The sequence below is a fragment of the Sphingomonas sp. GV3 genome, from assembly GCF_031082075.1.
GTDB lineage: Bacteria > Pseudomonadota > Alphaproteobacteria > Sphingomonadales > Sphingomonadaceae > Sphingomonas > Sphingomonas beigongshangi.
The window spans coordinates 424,538-442,007 of sequence record NZ_JARWLE010000001.1; the positions used below are offsets into that span (position 1 = coordinate 424,538).

15 protein-coding genes are annotated in these 17,470 nt (G+C 65.6%); 4 read left to right on the forward strand and 11 right to left on the reverse strand.

All coding sequences use genetic code 11. From position 1 onward, the window contains the following. Positions 1-177 precede the first annotated feature (177 nt). Complete coding sequence (locus RF701_RS01985; protein WP_308813905.1) at positions 178-1,626, forward strand: M10 family metallopeptidase C-terminal domain-containing protein; 1,449 nt, start codon at positions 178-180, stop codon at positions 1,624-1,626. A 231-nt stretch (positions 1,627-1,857) separates the two neighbouring features. Beyond that, entirely contained in the window at positions 1,858-2,217 is a 360-nt protein-coding gene (locus RF701_RS01990; RefSeq protein WP_308813906.1) for a hypothetical protein, read from the forward strand. A 22-nt stretch (positions 2,218-2,239) separates the two neighbouring features. Here RF701_RS01990 and RF701_RS01995 read toward each other — a convergent pair whose 3' ends face one another. The 10 genes from RF701_RS01995 to RF701_RS02040 all read right to left on the reverse strand — a co-directional run bounded on the left by RF701_RS01995 (position 2,240) and on the right by RF701_RS02040 (position 14,267). Further along, positions 2,240-2,947 (reverse strand): FCD domain-containing protein, encoded by a 708-nt coding sequence (locus tag RF701_RS01995; protein WP_308813907.1) that lies wholly within the window; start codon positions 2,945-2,947, stop codon positions 2,240-2,242. Continuing rightward, positions 2,944-3,690, reverse strand: a complete 747-nt coding sequence (locus tag RF701_RS02000) for an AraC family transcriptional regulator (RefSeq protein ID WP_308815600.1) — start codon at positions 3,688-3,690, stop codon at positions 2,944-2,946. The genes RF701_RS01995 and RF701_RS02000 overlap by 4 nt, the downstream gene beginning before the upstream one ends. A gap of 73 nt (positions 3,691-3,763) precedes the next feature. Further along, positions 3,764-5,056, reverse strand: a complete 1,293-nt coding sequence (locus RF701_RS02005; RefSeq protein ID WP_308813908.1) for an MFS transporter — start codon at positions 5,054-5,056, stop codon at positions 3,764-3,766. Positions 5,057-5,150: 94 nt separating this feature from the next. Next, positions 5,151-6,551: an FAD-linked oxidase C-terminal domain-containing protein gene (locus RF701_RS02010; protein ID WP_308813909.1), complete on the reverse strand. Its 1,401-nt coding sequence runs from the start codon at positions 6,549-6,551 to the stop codon at positions 5,151-5,153. Between the two features lie 8 nt (positions 6,552-6,559). Next, positions 6,560-8,791, reverse strand: coding sequence for a TonB-dependent receptor (locus RF701_RS02015; protein ID WP_308813910.1), 2,232 nt, complete (start codon positions 8,789-8,791; stop codon positions 6,560-6,562). A 952-nt stretch (positions 8,792-9,743) separates the two neighbouring features. Further along, a protein-coding gene (locus tag RF701_RS02020; protein WP_308813911.1) for an IS3 family transposase occupies positions 9,744-10,843 on the reverse strand; the annotation gives its coding sequence in 2 pieces (ribosomal slippage) (positions 9,744-10,582 and positions 10,582-10,843; 1,101 coding nt in all). Between the two features lie 164 nt (positions 10,844-11,007). After that, positions 11,008-11,826, reverse strand: a complete 819-nt coding sequence (locus RF701_RS02025) for an oxidoreductase (protein WP_308813912.1) — start codon at positions 11,824-11,826, stop codon at positions 11,008-11,010. Positions 11,827-11,919: 93 nt separating this feature from the next. Beyond that, positions 11,920-12,735, reverse strand: a complete 816-nt coding sequence (locus RF701_RS02030; protein ID WP_308813913.1) for an SGNH/GDSL hydrolase family protein — start codon at positions 12,733-12,735, stop codon at positions 11,920-11,922. A 9-nt stretch (positions 12,736-12,744) separates the two neighbouring features. After that, positions 12,745-13,761 (reverse strand): hypothetical protein, encoded by a 1,017-nt coding sequence (locus RF701_RS02035; RefSeq protein WP_308813914.1) that lies wholly within the window; start codon positions 13,759-13,761, stop codon positions 12,745-12,747. Beyond that, the gene (locus tag RF701_RS02040; protein ID WP_308813915.1) at positions 13,758-14,267 is read right to left on the reverse strand and encodes a hypothetical protein; all 510 of its coding nucleotides are present in this window, start codon (positions 14,265-14,267) and stop codon (positions 13,758-13,760) included. The genes RF701_RS02035 and RF701_RS02040 overlap by 4 nt, the downstream gene beginning before the upstream one ends. 128 nt (positions 14,268-14,395) lie before the next feature. Here RF701_RS02040 and RF701_RS02045 point away from each other — a divergent pair, with 128 nt between their 5' ends. Continuing rightward, a complete protein-coding gene (locus RF701_RS02045) occupies positions 14,396-15,094 on the forward strand; it encodes a response regulator transcription factor (RefSeq protein ID WP_308813917.1) in 699 nt (232 codons plus the stop codon). Beyond that, positions 15,091-16,461 carry an ATP-binding protein gene (locus RF701_RS02050; protein WP_308813918.1) on the forward strand — a complete coding sequence of 457 codons (1,371 nt, stop codon included), beginning with the start codon at positions 15,091-15,093 and terminating at the stop codon, positions 16,459-16,461. The genes RF701_RS02045 and RF701_RS02050 overlap by 4 nt, the downstream gene beginning before the upstream one ends. Here RF701_RS02050 and RF701_RS02055 read toward each other — a convergent pair. Beyond that, positions 16,448-17,416 carry an SDR family NAD(P)-dependent oxidoreductase gene (locus RF701_RS02055; protein WP_308813919.1) on the reverse strand — a complete coding sequence of 323 codons (969 nt, stop codon included), beginning with the start codon at positions 17,414-17,416 and terminating at the stop codon, positions 16,448-16,450. The genes RF701_RS02050 and RF701_RS02055 overlap by 14 nt on opposite strands. Between the last annotated feature and the right edge of the window lie 54 nt (positions 17,417-17,470).

A 17,470-nucleotide genomic window follows, 5' to 3' on the forward strand; every position in this document is an offset into this window, starting at 1 on the left:
GCGCATCTGCACATCCTTCGATCGCATCTGCACAGCGAAAGCAGTGGCGCCGGCAGCGACTGCGGGAGCAGCCTGGGACATCGCTCAAGCGCTCCTGGGCGATGGCGCAGCTTGCAACGCCGCGGGTGACGTCGACCATTCCGGCAAACGGAAGGAGGAGGGCGCGAGGAGACGGACATGATGAAGGCAGTTTTGCCAACGCTAGCCGTGGTCGTCGCGGGGGCGAGCGTCGCTGCTACGCTGAGCCTGGCCGGCAGCATCTCAAGCAGTGTTTCCACATCATCCGTTGCCGTCATAGGCGGTACGTCGGTGCAGCCGATTGCATCCAAGGTGGACACGGGGAACCCCCTGGCCACTCCTGCCTGTTCGACGCTCACGTCCTCTGCGGGTGCGATCGGTCCTGCGCCTGGGACCACCGGTTGCGGGCCTGCCAGCCATACCACCCTGCAGGACCGCGTATGGTTCGGGGCGTACTGGCAGCTCCTCAAGGAACCGATCGTCCTTGGCGGCGGATATGTGAACGCGCGTATCGATCGCTCGAGCGACGGCAACTTCTACGACGGAATCGTCGAGAAGGTGGACGCATCCGGCCAGGTCACCGACGTGATCCTCGCCTTTGCCGGTGCCCAGGGCGGCACGGACGTGCTTCAGGGCGAGTCGATACTGGCTGGCATACCGCTCGACGAGGCCACAAGGGCCACCAACGTCTACGAGAGCCTGCTCCGCGAACCCCGCTATTCTAACGCGCGCATCCACGTCACCGGTCATTCGCTCGGGACGGGATACACGCAGTACGTACTCGCCTATGCCTTGGCGACCCATGGCGTCGCCGCGACCGACGCTCGCGCCGACTTCCTTGGCTTCGGCGCACCTAACTGGCTGCAGTCGTCGGCGGCACACTTCGGCGTGGATCCGACGCTCGCCGCCGCTCGGATGGTGGACTTCACGGCGGCGAACGATCCAGTCCTGATCAACGGCGTGGTCAGGATCGGTATAAACAACTACCTACCCGCCTTTACCGGGCTTCCGGGTCTAGGTGTGGCTTTCGATGCTATCGCAGCCCACTTTCCCACGACGTACGCGGCCGCACTCGGTCTTCCCGACTGGCTGTCGCCCGAGGACGCGGCGAACGCGACCGCTGAACTAAGCGCGCAGTTCCAGACGGGGAACTCGATCTCGCCGACCTACGGACCGGCTGGCAGGCTGCCCCTTACCGTGGACGGAAGCGCCGGCTCTGAGTGGCTTCAGGGCCTCGGAGGCGACGACCGGCTGACCGGGCACGAAGGTGCCGACGTTCTCACCGGCGGGGCCGGCTCCGATACTTTTGTCTATCTTACGCGTACCGACAGCGGCAACACCCGCTCAAGCGAGGACCTGGTCTCGGACTTCTCCCAGGCGGAAGGGGATCGCATCGACCTCTCGGCTCTCTCGGTACAACGACCGCTGCTCTTCAATGGCATCGGGACGCCTGCTGTTGGCCAGGTCGGGGTTCGATACGATAACGGCGAGACACTGGTGCAGATCAATCTGAGCGGAAGCGGGGCGCCGGACATGATCATTAGGCTCACCGGACTGGTGAGCCTCACGTCGAACGATTTCGTACTCACCGCACTCGGGCGCAGCTGAAGCTGCCCGTGGCGGCCAATATCTATGTGCCGATGATGGCGTTCCACCGAGAGGAGGTGGGGAAGTGCCTGACTTAGGGGGTAACCTTCTTCCTGTTGGCTTCGCCACCTATCTAACCTGTATGACGACCCCGACCATCCAATCGATTATCCCAAGAAATCCACCGACAATGCAGCGCGTGCAGCAAGTGCGGGGCCGGTTCGTAGTGAAGGACAGTTCAAAGCAGCCGGCTTGACGTTTGACTTCAAGATTGTCGGTTATTTCGACGTTGCAGAACAGCTCAGAATCGGGAGGCCCGACGGCCAACACGCCCGCGCCCTTCAGGAGGGCTACCCGTACTGCTATCGATTGTTGGCCGTTGGCCCGACGGGGGCTGTCTATGCGGTTTGGGAAGTCTACTCAGCTCATATAGGTACGCTGGCGCAATCCAAATCGCGGACGGTCGAAGTCGACGCAGACTGGATCGGAAAGGGCATCGGCAGCGCTTTCGTGAAGGCGGTTCGCGTTCGTCATCCCGCTCAATGGAGCGGTGAATATAGCCCCGCCGGGGCAAGGCTCAAAGATCGCGTCGAGGCCGACCTCGCAGGGTAGCTATGCGGTGCCACATTCGTCGTCAGGCCCTGCCGACGTCACTCTCGAATACATCGCTGATCGATTTGGCGAAATGGGCGTCCATCAGCGCCTCTGCCGATTGGGCGTCCCTATCCGCGACGGCTTCCGCGATCTGACAATGTATGATGAGGACGGCGTCCCTTTCGGCGGGCGTCGAACGCGTATTCCATGCCGTCGGGACGGCGATCCGCATCAGCTGCTCGAAGGAGCGTACGATCTGGTGGAACAGCGCATTGCCACCCGCGCGGGCGATCGCCTGATGGAAGGCAATGTCGTGGCCGATCAAGCGATCCACGTCGCCATCGCTGGCCGTCATCTCGCGGGCGTGCTTCGTGATCTCGACCGCATCCGCATCGCTGCGGTTGGACGCCGCGAGGGCGACGGTGCGCAGCTCCAGCGACCGGCGAACGTCCCAGACTTCCGCCGTCGTGATCTGCGCCGTCGCGACCGCATGATCGATCGACGCCGCCATCACCGATCCGTCGATCGCGCCGACGCGGGCCTTGCGCCCGTTGCCGACGTCGATCAGCCGCAGCGCGGCCAGCGCACCGAACGCCTCGCGCATGACGGCGCGGCTGACGCCGAGGTCAGCGGCGAACTGCCCCTCGCCGGGCAGCGTGTCGCCGACTTTCAGGTCGCGCTCGCGAATGTGCTGGCGGACCCGCCGGACGGCCTGGTCCACGAGCGATCCGGTGACGGCTGCGGTCATGCCGCGAGACGCCCGGTCCGGAAGTGCGACGGTGTCTGGCCGAAGCGCTTAGAGAAGGCGCGGCTGAAGCTGGCGTTGTTAAGATACCCGCATCGGTAGCCAATCGACGACACCGGAAGATCGGTGGCCAGAAGCAGCTCGCGGGCACCGCCCAGCCGCCGTTCCAGGATCGCATCGGCGACGCTCATGTCGAACATGCTCCGGAATCCCCGGGTCAGCTTGACCCTGTTGATGCCGCAGGAGCGGGCGATGGAATCGAGAGTGAGCTTCTCGTTCCAGCGCTCGTCGATCAGACGGCGAGCGGCGGCGATGCGCTGAGCCTCCATCGCGGAGAGATCGCCTGCGCCGTCTGCGGGGATGAGGCTACCACCCGACAGCTTTTCGAACGCAATGCAGAGAAGTTCTATGCTCTTGGCCATCCGCAGGGTCATGCTGGCCATGCAGTCCGATCGCCCCTCGAGGATCGCTATCGCGATCGTGCGCATGTCGCTTGGAAGATGCCACGTCGAGCCTTCCCCTGGAGTGCCGCCGAACACCCGCCGACATCCGTCGATCGTCACCATGAAGACAATGTCGAAGTCCGCAGCGTCCTCATCCGCAACGAGTTCCGGGCAATATGCGAAGATGGCATCGGAGAGCCGGAAGCCGAAGAAGACCGCATCGTCAAGGCGCTCGCCGGCAGGCAGCTGACCTGCACCAAAAAACGCCTCCATCTCCGAAGAGACCTCAATCCGCGTCTTCATCGTCACCTCTCGACTCCTGCTCTCGTCAGGTTGATCGAGGCATACAGCTATCAGATAGCTGTGGCAACAGCTTTCAGATAGGCTCGGCAGTCGCAGAGCGTGGCGCACTGCGCATCGCGAGTGCGAAAGCGAGCAGCGACATGGCACTGGTGATGACGCCAACAGTCGCCAGCCCCTGGTCGAGATGTCCTTCACCACCGAGCAGGCCGCTGGCTGCGGCGACCAGCATCGGTGCGATCCCAAAGCCGATGAGACCGGCGATGGCGATGAAGGCGCCGATGCACAGACCGCGCAGCTCATTGGGGATGAGTACGGTCAGCGCGACGGATGTCACGACCCCCGTGATCGATCCGCAGAGGATCAGCATCCCGAGCGCCATGGCGAACAGCGGGACAGAGGGCGCGACGGGGAAGAGCGCTGCTGGTATGCCCACGGCCGCGGCCGCGACGGCGCCCAGCAGAAGGCCGCCAGGCTTCGCCCGTCGCTGACCCCAGTCGGCAGACACGCCACCGACGATCGTTCCGACGACCCCCGCCGCGAAGATCAGCGGCCCCATCCAGGCGGCGAACTGGTCGGGCTGCAGATGAAAGCTGCGCGATAGCACCGGCGCCGCCCAGATGCCCGCCGCCGCATCCGCCATCACGACGCTCACCTGACCCAGGAACAGCGGCACCAGAAAGGCGCGCCGCGCCCAGAGTTCGGCAACGACGATGTGAAAAGGAGCATGCGTGCTGGCGGCAACCTCGTGCCGTGGCGGTTCCCGCATGAGGAAGAGCGGCAGTGCCGCGACGACACCGATCAACGCTAAGGCAAGGTGGGCACTACGCCACGGTGCGCCGTAGTCGAGCCAGTTGGGCGCGGCCTTGTGCACGAACAGGCCGAACAAAGCGCCGGTTAGGCCGAAGGCCATCGCCTGGCCGAGCGACTTGCCCAGGTTCACGACGAGCAGCGCCCGCCCACGCTGCGTTGGCGCGCATAGGTCGGCGCACAGCGACAAAGCGGCGGTCAGCGCCCCCGTGGTGCCTATGCCGGTCAGCATGCGGCCTACGAACAGCGTCCATACGCCCGGTGCGACCGCGGTGAGCAGCGTCCCCGCCACGAAGGTGGCGACGAGGGCGATCATGATCACGATGCGGTTGCGCCGATCGATGAGGATGCCGATCGGGATGGAGAAGAGGGCGAGGGGCAGGGCGGCGCTGACGCCCTGGATCAGGCTCAGCGTATAGTCGCTGAGATGAAGTTCGGCCTTGGCGCCCTCCTGCACCGTGCCGAACGACCCCATCATCGTGAAGCCCAGCGTCATCGCCAGGGCGAGCGCGAGCAGGGGAAGCAGCGACGCTCCGAACGATCGCTCCGTCGTCGTCATGCGGTCACCTGGAAGCTGATCCGCGGACAGGATGCGGCCGTCCCAGCCCTGGCGGTGGGGAACCGGACGCAATCACGATGGGAACCGCTGGGGGTCATAGGCTGAAGATCTTCCCGGGATTGAAGAGATCCTGAGGGTCGAGGGCGCGCTTCAGCGTCCGCATGACGTCCACGGACTCGCCCAGCTCCTGCACCAGCCAGTCCTGCTTGCCGATGCCGATGCCATGTTCGCCGGTGCAGGTGCCGTCCATCTCCAAGGCGCGCGCCACCAGGCGGGCGTTCAGCGCCTTCACCTCCCTCATCTCGTCGACCGAATCGGGATCCATGGCGAAGATGACGTGGAAATTCCCGTCGCCGACATGGCCGAGGATCGTCGCGGGCATGCTGGCCCCGGCAAGATCCCGCTTCGTCTCGATGATGCATTCCGGCAGGCGGCTGATCGGCACGCAGACGTCGGTGGTCCAGCCGACAGCGCCGGGACGCAGCGCGACCGCGGCATAATAGGCCTCGTGCCGCGCCTTCCACAGCCGGGCGCGCTCTTCGGGAAGGTTGGACCAGTCGAAGCTGCCGCCGCCGTTCTCGGCCGCCAGCATTCCCACCAGCTCGATCTGCTCGGCGACGCCGCCCGGCGAGCCGTGGAATTCGAAGAAGAGGGTGGTGACCTCGGGCAGGGAGAGCTTGGACCAGGCGTTGACCGCGCGGATCTGCATGTCGTCCAATATCTCGACGCGTGCAAGCGGCACGCCGGACTGGATCGACTGGACGACGGTGGTGACGGCGCCCTCCAGTGTCTCGAAGCCGCAGACCGCGGCGGAGATCGTCTCGGGGATCGGGTGGAGCCGTAGCGTCACCTCGGTGATGATGCCCAGCGTGCCCTCGCTCCCGACATAGAGGCGGGTCAGGTCGTATCCGGCCGCCGACTTGCGGGCGCGGCGGGCGGTCGTGATGACCTTGCCCTCGGGGGTGACGACTTTGAGGCTGAGCACGGCCTCGCGCATGGTTCCGTAGCGTACGGCGTTGGTGCCGCTGGCGCGGGTCGAGGCCATGCCGCCGATCGTCGCATTGGCGCCGGGATCGATCGGAAAGAACAGGCCGGTATCGCGCAGATGCTCGTTCAGCTTCTCGCGCCGGCACCCCGCCTGCACGGTGCAGTCGAAATCCTCGGCATGGACCGCGAGGATCGCGTCCATCTCCGACAAGTTGACGCTGACGCCGCCGCGGATCGGCACTGCATTGCCCTCGATGGACGTGCCCGCGCCGAAAGGGACGATGGAAATATGCGCGGCGACGCAGAGGTTGACGAGATCGACGACGTCCTCTGTCGACCGCGCGAAGACCACCGCATCCGGCAGCACGACGTCGAAATGAGCCTCGTTCGATCCATGCTGGCGCAGCATCGCCTCGCCGAAGTGCAGGTCCTTGCCGAACCTGCTCTGCAGCCGCTCGATGAAGGCGGTGTCGAGCGGCTGGCGGGTGACGGGGGTTCCCAGGTCCATGACCGCTCCTAGAATTTGAAGCTCGCGCGGGCGCCGTAGCGTCGGCGGTCGCCCTGGATCGCGAGGTTCGAGCCGATGATCGGCCCGAGGGCCGGCCCGAGCGCCCGGTCGAGGGCAGAGCGGTCGATGTAGCTTTCGATATACTTCTCGTTCAGCAGGTTGGTGCCGAACGCGGCGATTTCGAACCCGCCCGAGAAGCGCAGCGCTACCGATCCGTTGACCAGCGCATAGGGCGAGAGGCGCGGCGCTACGTTGGGATTGAGAGAAGCGCCGATGCGGCTGCCCTTGCCGACCACGCCACCATCAAAAATCAGCGCGCTGCTGCCGATCGGCACGGTGTAGGTAGTGCTCGCGTTGAAGTTGTAGTCAGGGGTGAAGATCACGCGGTTCGATGGGACGTGGACGCCCGTCGTGGCGAAATACTGGCTGTCGTCGGTGATGCGCGAATGAAGATATGAAGCGCCAGCATCGATCCGCCACTGATCGGTCAGCCGCAGATGCGCCTCGAGCTCGGCGCCGTAGCTTTCGACATGGCCGGTGTTGAGGTTGATGGCGACGAAGCCGGCGCCGGTCGAGCTTGGCGCCAGCGAATTCTGGCCGATGAAGTCGTTGTAGTCGTTGTAGAAGACGTCGGCATTGACGGTCAGCCGGCTGTTCATGCCGCTGAACTTGGTGCCGAGCTCGTAGGTCCAGACGTAGTCGCCCCGGTAGGTGGAGTCCTGAGGACGTGTGCCCGGACCGTTCTGGCCGCCCCCGCGAATGCCCTTCGCGACCGAAGCGTAGGTCATGAAGTCCGGGGTCCACCGTTCGGTAAGGGTGACGCGCGGCTGGAAGGCGTTCTTGTTGTAGTCGGGGGCGGTGTAGAAGGAGGGCGTGCCACCGATGGTGGTCCGGCTGACCTGGCTGGCCTCGAGCGCCTGATGGTCGTACCGGCCGCCGACGGCGAGATCAGTCCGCGAACCCAGTTTTACGAAGATGGTCCCGAAGATGGCGCGGGTGTCGTTCCTGGCATAGGTGCTGCTCGGCGACCGCTGGGCGGGCAGGGGTAGACCGAGGGCGGCGAAGTTCAACGTGCTCAGGTTGTCGGCCGTCTGGACGTAACGGTTCCCGTAGACGCCGATCAGGGTGGAGATGGCGTCCGACCACTGAGTATCGAAGCGCGCCTCCACCGTCTTGGTGACGAGCCGCGATCCACCGGAGGTTCGCAGCAGATCGATCGGGCCGAAGTCTCCGTCACCGACCGCGGAAAAGTCCTTACGATTGTAGGCGAGGATCACGGTAGCCTTGGTGTTGAGCGAATCCGACGTGAACTCGCTCTTCAGGTTCGCGCCGTAATAGTCGATGGTGGCGAGGCTGCGCTGATTGGTCGCGCCGTTGAGGGTGTAATCCGTCGGACCCGCGACGTGGATGTAGCCGGTGTTGCCGCCGAAGGTGCGGTCGTAATTACCGTTGGCGGTGAAGGTGGCCCAGTTCGCCGGCGTGAAGCGCAGCGTGCCGTTGACGCCCTTCTGCTCCAGCGGGTTCTGGTTGCCGATATCCAGCGTGTTGCGCATGAAGCCGTCCTGGACGTGGTAGGACGCACCGACCCGGAAGGCGAGCACGTCCTTGACCAGCGGGCCGCTGATGCTGCCCGATACGGAGGCGTAATTGTCCGGCCCGGCGACCGCGGAATCGAAACGGCCTTCCCAGACGTTGCCCGGCTGGCGCGTGACGATGTTGATCGCGCCGCCGAGCGTGTTGTTGCCGAACAGCGTACCCTGCGGCCCGCGCAGCACCTCGATCCGGGCGATGTCGACGATCGGCGAGTTCAGATAGCTGGTGTTGGGCTGGTAGATGCCGTCGATGAAGATGCCCACGCCCGGCTGGACGGTATCGATCAGCGTGGTGCCGATGCCACGGATGGTGACGAAGGCCCGGCCGACGCTGTCCGAATTGATGCTGAGGCCCGGCGTATAGTTGGCGATGTCCTTGACGGTGTTGACCTGCAGCTCCTTCAGCCGGTCGCCCGTGATCGCGGTCACCGCGATCGGAACGTTCTTCAGCGATTCCTCCCGCCGCCGCGCGGTGACCACGATGTCGTCCGGGTTCGCATTCGCGCCGACCTGCGCGCTGGTGTCCGGGCTGGTCTGCGCGTCTCCCGGAGTGGTCTGCGTATTCGTCGGCGCCGTCTGCGCTGCGACTACCATCGGCAGCGCGACGGAGATCGAGGTCGATAGGGCGAGCAGCGAGATTAAGCGCATTGATGATCCTCTCGAGTTCGATGGATCTACGTCCACCTGTCTGAAAGGTACCATGCGCTGATCACGACCTGTCCGAAAGGTAATCGAGTGTGCCGATCGGATCAGAAAGTTGATCTGTCGAGGCTCCGGAGCTTGAGGCTCTCGCCCTTGGCGCGGCGGATTACACAAAGCGTCCACTAAGTCGCGCCGTAGATATTGATCCACCGAGCTCTGCAGCGAGGGCGGGAGCTGATGAGTTGAAAACGCTCATAGCTGACGCGATTTCGGGCGTACCGGCACGCAAGCATCCAACAACAAGGCAGATGCATAAGGGAACGGGGTCGGCTTTTACCGCTACCTGTGATCCGTCAGCGCGCAGAGGGATAGACGAGAGCCACCACTTTTGCGCGGCCGTGATCTTCAAACACGAGGTGTAAGCCGCTTAGCGGGTCTAGGCCGCCTTTTAACGGGTCTATTTCGCTCTCGAGCGAGTTTGGTCATCAGCTGAAAGGTTGATCGCGCACATCAACGATTGCGCGTTGCCCACTTAGAGCCTTGAGGGAGACACAGCAACAAATGTGGGCGAAAACACATCAACGGACGCCTGCATTATGGCGAGACACATCAAGGGACGTCGCCCCCTTACCTCGACTGATCTAAAAAGGCGCCGCGACCCGCCCCGCAGGGATCAACGGCGGACGGCTCGGTCGATCCGCCACGCGTTTGCGACGAGGCGGTTGGCTATCATGCGGAGGGCAGGCCACCGCCGACCGGGTCAATCTGGCGTCTTGAATCCAACGTGGCCATCACGCCGACCTGATCGAGAAGCTGGCTCGAGTAATGCGAACGTGGCAGCTCGATCCGGCATGACGTGACCCCCGGCTTTCATCCAGCCGGGACCAGAGACCGGCGTTTGTTTGAGCCTCACCCCGTCTCTGGTCCGGTCTTTATGAGAAAACCGGCTCTCTTTTCGTCAGGGCAGGCATGCCTGCCCTGACGAAAAAGCGCGCTCCATCGGGGTCTGGTTGCCGAGGGAGCTATGCGGACGGCGCTCATTGTAATCGCGTCGCCACGCCTCACATTTTATCCGTGCGTCGTCCAAGCTCAAGAACCAGTATGCGTTGAGGCATTCGGCCCGCACCCGGCCATTGAACGCCTCCGCGAACGCATTGTCGGTCGGCTTTCCAGGCCTGCTGAAGTCTAGCACTACATCATGCTGGTAGGCCCACAGGTCGAGATCCTTCGAGATGAATTCCGGGCCATTATCCAGGCGAATGCGCTTGGGGCGACCGTGTACCGCGGCAATACGGTCGAGCGTCTCGACCACGTCAGAGCCGCGGTAGCTCGTCCGTACGTCGAGCGCTGGCGACACACGGGTGAAGTTGTCGATGATCGACAGCACGCGGATCTTGCGCCCGTCGAACAGCTGGTCCGACAGGAAATCCATCGACCAGCACTCGTTGGGGGCCGTCGCCGGCGTCCGGTCATCGCGCAACTTTGCTTTCACCTTGCGCTTGGGTGTCTTGTTGCGCAGCTGCAGCCCGAGTTCGCGATACAGCCGATGGGTACGCTTGTGGTTGATCTCCCAGCCCTCCCGTCGGAGCAGCACGTGGATGCGTCGGTACCCGTAGCGAACACGGGTCGCAGCCAATTCCTTGATCCGCATCTTGAGGCCGGCCTGATCGAGGCGGCGGGACTGATAGCGCTGGGTCGATCGATTGATCGGAAACGCGCCGCAAGCTGGCCGTTCGCTAACCTGGTAGCTCGCCTGCAAATAGCCGACGATCTCCCGGGCTCGACCAGGCCCTACATTTTTCGGCGGATGACGTCCTGCAGCATCTCCTTGTCCAGGCTGAGGTTCGCCACCAGCCGCTTCAACCGGACGTTCTCCTCTTCCAGCACCTTCAGACGCTTCATCTCCGACGGCATCAGCCCACCGTATTTGCTGCGCCATCGGTAATAAGTCTGGATGGAAATGCCGGCCTTCCGGCACACCTCCTCAACGGTCGTTCCATCCTCAGCCTGCTTGAGAATGAAGGCTATCTGCTGCTCGCTGAACCTCGACTTCTTCATCGGCGGATTCCCTCGTCTGGCATCTGCAGACCTAACCGGGAATTCCTCACAAAGAATGGACCAATCCGAAGGGCTCAGGTCAAGCGTTCACGCGGCAGCCAGTCTCATTGCCGCGCTGGCGACCATGACACCTGTCCGGGCTGGAGCCGCACCACGTCCGCCACTCACTCTGCCTGACACGCGATCCCATCCAGCTTCGCCATCGTCGCGTCCGACAACGTGAGGTTCGCCGCTGCCAGGTTCTCGCGCAGGTGCCCGATCGACGACGTGCCCGGGATCAGCAGGATGTTGGGCGCCCGGCGCAGCAGCCAGGCGAGCGCGATCTTGAGTGGCGTCGCATCCAGGCTCCGCGCGACCATCTCGAGCTGCGAGGATTGCACGAGGCTTAATCCGCCGAGCGGAAAGAAGGACACATAGGCAATGCCGTCCGCCGCCAGCGAGTCGATGAGCGCGTCATCGTTGCGGTGGGCGATGTTGAACTGATTTTGCACGCAGACGATCGGCGCGACCGCACGCGCCTCCGCAACTTGATCGGCAGTCACGTTGCTGACGCCCAGATGCTCGATCAGCCCTTCCTGCTGCAGCTTCGCCAGCGCTTCGATCGGCGCGGCAATCGATCCGTTGACCGGACCCGCGCGGCTTCCACCCAGCATTGCCCTGAAGTTGACGACTGCGAGCCGGTCCAGACCCAGATGCTGGAGATTGTACTCGACGGCGCGTCGTAGCTCGTCGGGCGAGGTCGCGACCTCCCACGAGCCATCGTCGCCCCGCGCCGCGCCGACCTTGGTCGCGATCACCAGCCCTTCGGGATAGGGGAACAGCGCCTCCCTGATGAGATCGTTGACAACATGGGGCCCGTAATAGTCGCTGGTGTCGAGGTGATCGACCCCGGCGGCCACCGCCTCGCGCAGCACCGCCAGCGCGCCGTCCCGATCCGCCAGCGGTCCGAAGGGCCTGCGGACCGGACAGGCGCATTGTGCCATAGCCCATGCGCCGGACCCTGCGGTTTCCGAAAGGGAAGAAATCCATATTGCGCAGGGGTGTCACTCCTTCGTTGCCGAGAACAGTCGCCTCAATCAACGATCGAGAACCTTGTCGAGCGCAGCGGCTATGGCGTTCATGCCGGCCTGGTTCGGGTGATATGGGACGGGCGTGGGCCATCCGGGATTGGCCGCGGGGTGGAAGCCGGCGACGAAAGGCTGCGGTGCGCATGCGTCATGTCCTTCGCCGACCAGCGTCGAGCGCACGACGTCAACGCCATTGCGCTTCGCGGCGCCGCCAATCGCTTGGGCGAGGCGGATCGCCACCCCCCGCATTCGCGATGCATCGGCCGGTGTGAGCGGAACCGCCGCACAGTTGCCGGGGCCGCTAGCCGGGATGGCGGGTAGATAGCCGACGAGGACAATCCGCGCTGCAGGGGCGCGTTGCCGCACGGCGGCGATCACGCGGTCGAGTGAGGTGGGAAGCGCGGCGAGCCGGGCCTCGACGTCGCCGGCGTCGCGAACATGGCAATTTGCACCGCCGGTGTCGCGGCAGGTCAGCCCTCCCAGATTGCCGACATAGTCTATATCGTTGCCGCCAATCAGGACCGTCACCAGTCTTGTGTCAGAGGTCACCGCCGCGATCTGCGCCGAAAAGCCGTGCTGGCCATGGTCGAGGATGTTGGCGGTCGTTGCACCAGAACAGGCGGCGTCGACCAGTCGTAGGTGGCGACGCGCCGCCACTTGCCGGGCATAGTTGGACATCGACCGCGCACAGGCGCCGCTTGCGGGATCGGGTATGCCCACGCCGGGCCCGGCGGCATAAGAACTGCCGAGCGAGACGTAACGGCTGCCGACTGGAAGGTCGGCGGAGGCAGCGGCAGCGAGCGCGGCCATCAGGGGCAGGATCACACGGTCCTCCTATTGGTTCAGCGGCACCACTGCTGGCCCCGCCTCACGGTTGGGCCGCACCGCTATCGTGTTACTATCGGCGTCGAACAGCACGTCATAGGCGTAGAAGGGGAGCGTGCCCGCATGGATAGTGACGCGGTCGCTGCCGCCCGGCTTGAACGTGGCGTGCGCACCATGCGCCTTGTCGCCAGTCACGAAGCCAAGCGCCGGCGGCGGTCCGCCGCGCTTTGGAGCGAAGTCGATCCTTGCCCGGCTTCCCTCCTGCCACCGCGGCGGCGCCGACGCATCTAGCACGGTCAGCCCCGGCGCGCCGGTATCGAGCAGGGTCGGACCGCACAGCCGCTCTGCCCCGGGGATGGCGAGCGAGACGCAGCCCGCAACGGTGCCGCGCGGATTGGCCGCGCCGGGCTGCAGCGGCACGAAGCCGGTAAGGTCACGCGCGTCGGGATTGAGGACCAGCGCGCCCGCTCCACCGCCGCGCTGAGGCAGGTGGACGATCCAGCGACGGACGCCCAGCGCCCGGAACGGGTTGTCTACGCGTTCCGACATCAATCGGATGCCGATGATCGCGGGAAATCCTTGCCCCGGCTGCCCGGACCCCATCAGGCCGTAGGCATTCGCGGGCACGCGCGCGGCGGGACAGTCGGGCTGGCGGGCCACGCACGTCACGTGATCGATCGCCTGGATTGCCACGCGCCCGCGTGCGCCACCGATCGCGACATCGGCCTCGACGCGCCGGCCGTCGAGTTCGACGCCGCTGCCGTAGGAATAGGTTTCCGCCTCTCCACCCGGCGCGACCCGTGCCCGGGCCGCGGCACGAGGCAGCAGCCGCAACCCGGTCGAGCCGGTATCGAGCCCCGCCATCATCGGCGCGCCATTGACGACAACCTCGATGATGTAGCGCGGCGTACCGACTGGGCGGATGTCGACCTCGCGGATCGGGACGATGCTGCGCAGCGCCTCCTGCGCCTGCACGCCCGTCGCCGTGAGCATACCCGCAGCGATGACAGCGACATGACGGATCATGGCAGCTTGGCCTTCATCTCGGCGACAGCCTTGCTCGAGCCTGCCAGTGCTCGGGCGACCAGCCGCCCATTGGGCGATGCGGGATTGGTGGCATAGTCGCTCGACCAGCTGCCGATCGCGGCATTGGAGAAATTGAGGGCCGCCAACTTGTCGCCGACCTGACGCGCGGTCAGGAAACGGCGCGCGTCTGCGGCGCCCATCGTCTTGGGGTCGGGATCGAGCCGATAGTCGCCGTTTCCGATCGACTTCCCCGGACGGCAATTGATCAGCCGCACGACCTGCCGGCCGCGGACGCGCTCGGGCACGCACGTTCCGCCGTGCGCGCAGTAGGAGACGCCGTGCGCGTCGCGGCGCAGAATATCGGCTGGCAGGATCGTCCCCGCCGGGTTGCGATAGCCGCCGTCATCGGTGACGGGTGCCAAGGTACGCACCTTGCACTCGGGAAAGTCGGCGGCGCTGGCCGCGCCGGCGGTCGTCATAAGGATGAGCATCGCAATCGTCTTCATGCGCAGTCTCCGGGCTGAGTGAGGCCATATCAGCTCTCGCCTTCACCGGCTTGTGACACGTTGCCCGGCTAGCGTAACAATTTGTAACGCCGCTTGCTTCCACACGCGGCCGGGCGCTTGATGCGCCGATGCCTGACCAGCCGCTCATCGCCGTCTGCGAGGACGATGCGGACATCCGCGAGTTGCTGGCTGCCTTTCTCGCAGCGAATGGCTTTACGGTCGCGACCGCGCGTGACGGGGCGGCGCTCGATGCCGTGCTGGCCCAACGCAGGGTCGCGCTCGTCGTGCTCGATTGGATGCTGCCCGGCGAAGACGGCCTGGCGATCTGCCGCCGGGTTCGAGCGGGCGGCGGCCCGCCGGTCGTGATGCTGACCGCGCGCGACGAGGACGGCGACCGGATCGCGGGGCTTGACGGCGGCGCCGACGACTATGTGTCAAAGCCGTTCAACCCGCAGGTCCTGCTTGCCCGCATCCGCGCGGTGCTGCGCCGTGGGGCACCGATCGAGGGCGAGCGGCTGATCCTCGCCGATCTCGCGATCGACCCAGCCGCGCGGCGCGTCCTGATCGGCGACGCCGAGCTCTCGCTGACCGCCGCCGAGTTCGACCTGTTGCTCAGCTTTGCACACGCGCCGCAACGCGTCCTGTCGCGCGATCGGCTGCTCGACCTGACCCGCGGCCGCGCCGCCGATGCTTTCGATCGGTCAATCGACATGCAGGTCAGTCGCCTGCGCCGGCGGCTGGAAGAGGCGGGCAGCGAAGTCGCGGGTCTGATCCGCACGGTGCGCAACGCCGGCTATATCCTGGCCGCTGCGGTCCGCCGAGGATGATCCGCCGGCTCGATCTGTTCGGACGGCTGATCCTCATCCTGCTCGGCGCGCTCGTTCTGCTCGGCACGCTGGGCGTCACGCTATTCTACATGCGCGAGCAGCATCGCCCGACCTTCAGGCAGGGGCCGTTCCCGCGTCTGCAGCTCGCCGCCGGCATTATCGATCTTGCCGCGACTGAACCTCCGAACAGGCTGCCGCTCGTGTTGCGCAGTGCGAACGGGCTCGATGTCGTGACGAGGATCCTTGCCGCCGAACCGGCGACCCCCGACCTGCGCTACGCGCCGCGGCTCACCACGCGTCTGCGCAGCTTCATCCGCAGCGGCATCTCGGTGCGGGCCTTTGTCAGTACTGTCTTCATACCCCGCGACAGCTCTTCGGGGGTCGAGGGTTTCCTCGCCCGGGCATCCGCCCGGCTCCCCGATGGCCGGTTCATCGTGATCGACACAAATTCGACCGGCGACAAGGACGCGCCGCGCTTGCTCGGATGGCCGGCAAGTCAGTGGATGGGTGCCGCGGCGACGCTGCTGGTGCTGCTCGCGCTCTGGGCCACCGCGCGCGAGACACGGCCGCTGCGTCGGGTCGTTCGCGCCATGCTCGACTTCGACGGAACACGGGTGACGATCGCCGGCTCCGTGTCCGCAGCCGCTGATATACGCCGGACCAGCGAAGCCGCCGCGGCGATGCAGGAGCGCGTCGTGACGTTGCTCGGCGAGCGCTCGCTGATGATCGGCGCGATCTCGCACGACCTGCGCACCGTGCTCACGCGAATGCGCTTGCGGGTCGCGGCGCTGGGTGACACGGCCGCGCGGGCACCGCTTGAACGCGATCTCGAGCGAATGGACGCGATGCTGTCCGACGCGTTGGCGTTCGCGCGTGGCACGGCGACCGGTCCCGAACGCGTGCCGGTCGACCTTGCCGACATCGCCGCCAGCGAGGCGGCGGAGCGCGACGCTCGCGGCCAGCAGGGCGCCATCGACCTAGCGCTCGACGACGCCCCCTGCCTCGGCGACGCGCTCGCGCTGCGCCGGGTCGTCTCCAACCTCATCGACAACGCCATCAAATACGGCGGCGGACGCGTTCACGTGGCGACCGGCTCGACCGCCGATCACGCCTGGCTGAAGGTCGAGGACGATGGGCCGGGTATCTCGCCCGATCAGCGCGCCGAGATGCTCCAACCCTATCGCCGCGGCGAGCAGGCGAGGCGGGCAGGGCTTGCCGGCTCGGGGCTAGGGCTCGCGATCGTTCAGCAGATTGTCGAGGGACATCGCGGGACGATTGAGTTCGGAGTCTCGAACTATGGCGGCGCGCAGGTGACGATCAGCCTGCCGTTGACTGCACGCGCGGTGGAGCACCTCAATCGATTTTGAGCGCGCGCAGCGTGTCCGCTACGGCGACCCGCAGTGGCGTTCGCGGTTCCTCGCCGAGGAACGCGACGAGCTTGCGGTTGTCGAGGCGCAGGGGGACGCGCCAGAGATGACGCATGCCATACAGACCGCGTAGCGTTTCGTTGAACAGGCCGAGGACGGCGAACAACGGCCATGGCAGCGGCTTCATTCGCGTCTCTAGCCGGCCCACCGCCCTGGCGATGGCGTCGACCATCACCGTGCCGTCGGCGTCCCACACCCCCTCGGCATGGAATCGCGCGAACCGCTCCAGATCGTTCTCCTGATCGAGCAGCCGCGCGATCGTCTCCGCGGCGTCGGGCAGATAGATCCAGCTATGGCCGACGCCTCTGCGGCCCGGATACGTGATCGAGGCGAGCCGCCGGCCGGGCGTCACCAGCCCCTGGCTGAACCAGTTGTTGCCGGCATGCGGTCCAAAGAAATCGCCGAAGCGGACGATGAGCACCCGGCCTCCTCGATCGACGGCGCGGGCGAGGCGCTGCTCCAGCTCGACACGAAGCCGTCCCTTTTCGGTCGCGGGGTGCTGCGGCGCGTCCTCGGCCACATCGGCCGGCACGTCGGCCCCGTAATTGTAGACGGTGCCGGGCAGCACGATGCGTGCTCCGGTCGCTTCGGCCGCCGCGATGGTGTTGTCGATCATCGGCAGTACCAGCTCGCCCCAGCCGCGATAGGCGGGCGGGTTCACCGCGTGGACGATCACGTCCACCCCGTGCGCTGCACGCAGGACGTCGGCCGCAACCATCGCGTCGCCTTGCGTCCACGCGACCCCGCGCAGTCGCTCTCCCGATGCTGCGGCGGCCCGCTCCGGATCACGCGCCATCGCCACGAGCTTCCAGCCGTGCCGCAACAGCGCCGCCGCCGTCTCCCCGCCGATGCCACCCGTCGCCCCCAGAACCAGCGCGGTTTTGCCTTGTTTCATGACCATTCTCCTTCCGGGATGGATTTGGCGTGCTGGGTGATAGAAGGTAATTGA

Bases quoted from the DNA above. Each gene is read 5' to 3' on its own strand.
- RF701_RS02005 (WP_308813908.1), bottom strand. From the start codon at position 5,056: ATGACGACGACGGAGCGATCGTTCGGAGCGTCGCTGCTTCCCCTGCTC.
- RF701_RS02035 (WP_308813914.1), bottom strand. From the start codon at position 13,761: ATGATCCGTCATGTCGCTGTCATCGCTGCGGGTATGCTCACGGCGACG.
- RF701_RS01985 (WP_308813905.1), top strand. From the start codon at position 178: ATGATGAAGGCAGTTTTGCCAACGCTAGCCGTGGTCGTCGCGGGGGCG.
- RF701_RS02045 (WP_308813917.1), top strand. From the start codon at position 14,396: ATGCCTGACCAGCCGCTCATCGCCGTCTGCGAGGACGATGCGGACATC.
- RF701_RS02015 (WP_308813910.1), bottom strand. From the start codon at position 8,791: ATGCGCTTAATCTCGCTGCTCGCCCTATCGACCTCGATCTCCGTCGCG.
- RF701_RS02010 (WP_308813909.1), bottom strand. From the start codon at position 6,551: ATGGACCTGGGAACCCCCGTCACCCGCCAGCCGCTCGACACCGCCTTC.
- RF701_RS02055 (WP_308813919.1), bottom strand. From the start codon at position 17,416: ATGAAACAAGGCAAAACCGCGCTGGTTCTGGGGGCGACGGGTGGCATC.
- RF701_RS02000 (WP_308815600.1), bottom strand. From the start codon at position 3,690: ATGAAGACGCGGATTGAGGTCTCTTCGGAGATGGAGGCGTTTTTTGGT.
- RF701_RS02050 (WP_308813918.1), top strand. From the start codon at position 15,091: ATGATCCGCCGGCTCGATCTGTTCGGACGGCTGATCCTCATCCTGCTC.
- RF701_RS02040 (WP_308813915.1), bottom strand. From the start codon at position 14,267: ATGAAGACGATTGCGATGCTCATCCTTATGACGACCGCCGGCGCGGCC.
- RF701_RS02025 (WP_308813912.1), bottom strand. From the start codon at position 11,826: ATGGCACAATGCGCCTGTCCGGTCCGCAGGCCCTTCGGACCGCTGGCG.
- RF701_RS01995 (WP_308813907.1), bottom strand. From the start codon at position 2,947: ATGACCGCAGCCGTCACCGGATCGCTCGTGGACCAGGCCGTCCGGCGG.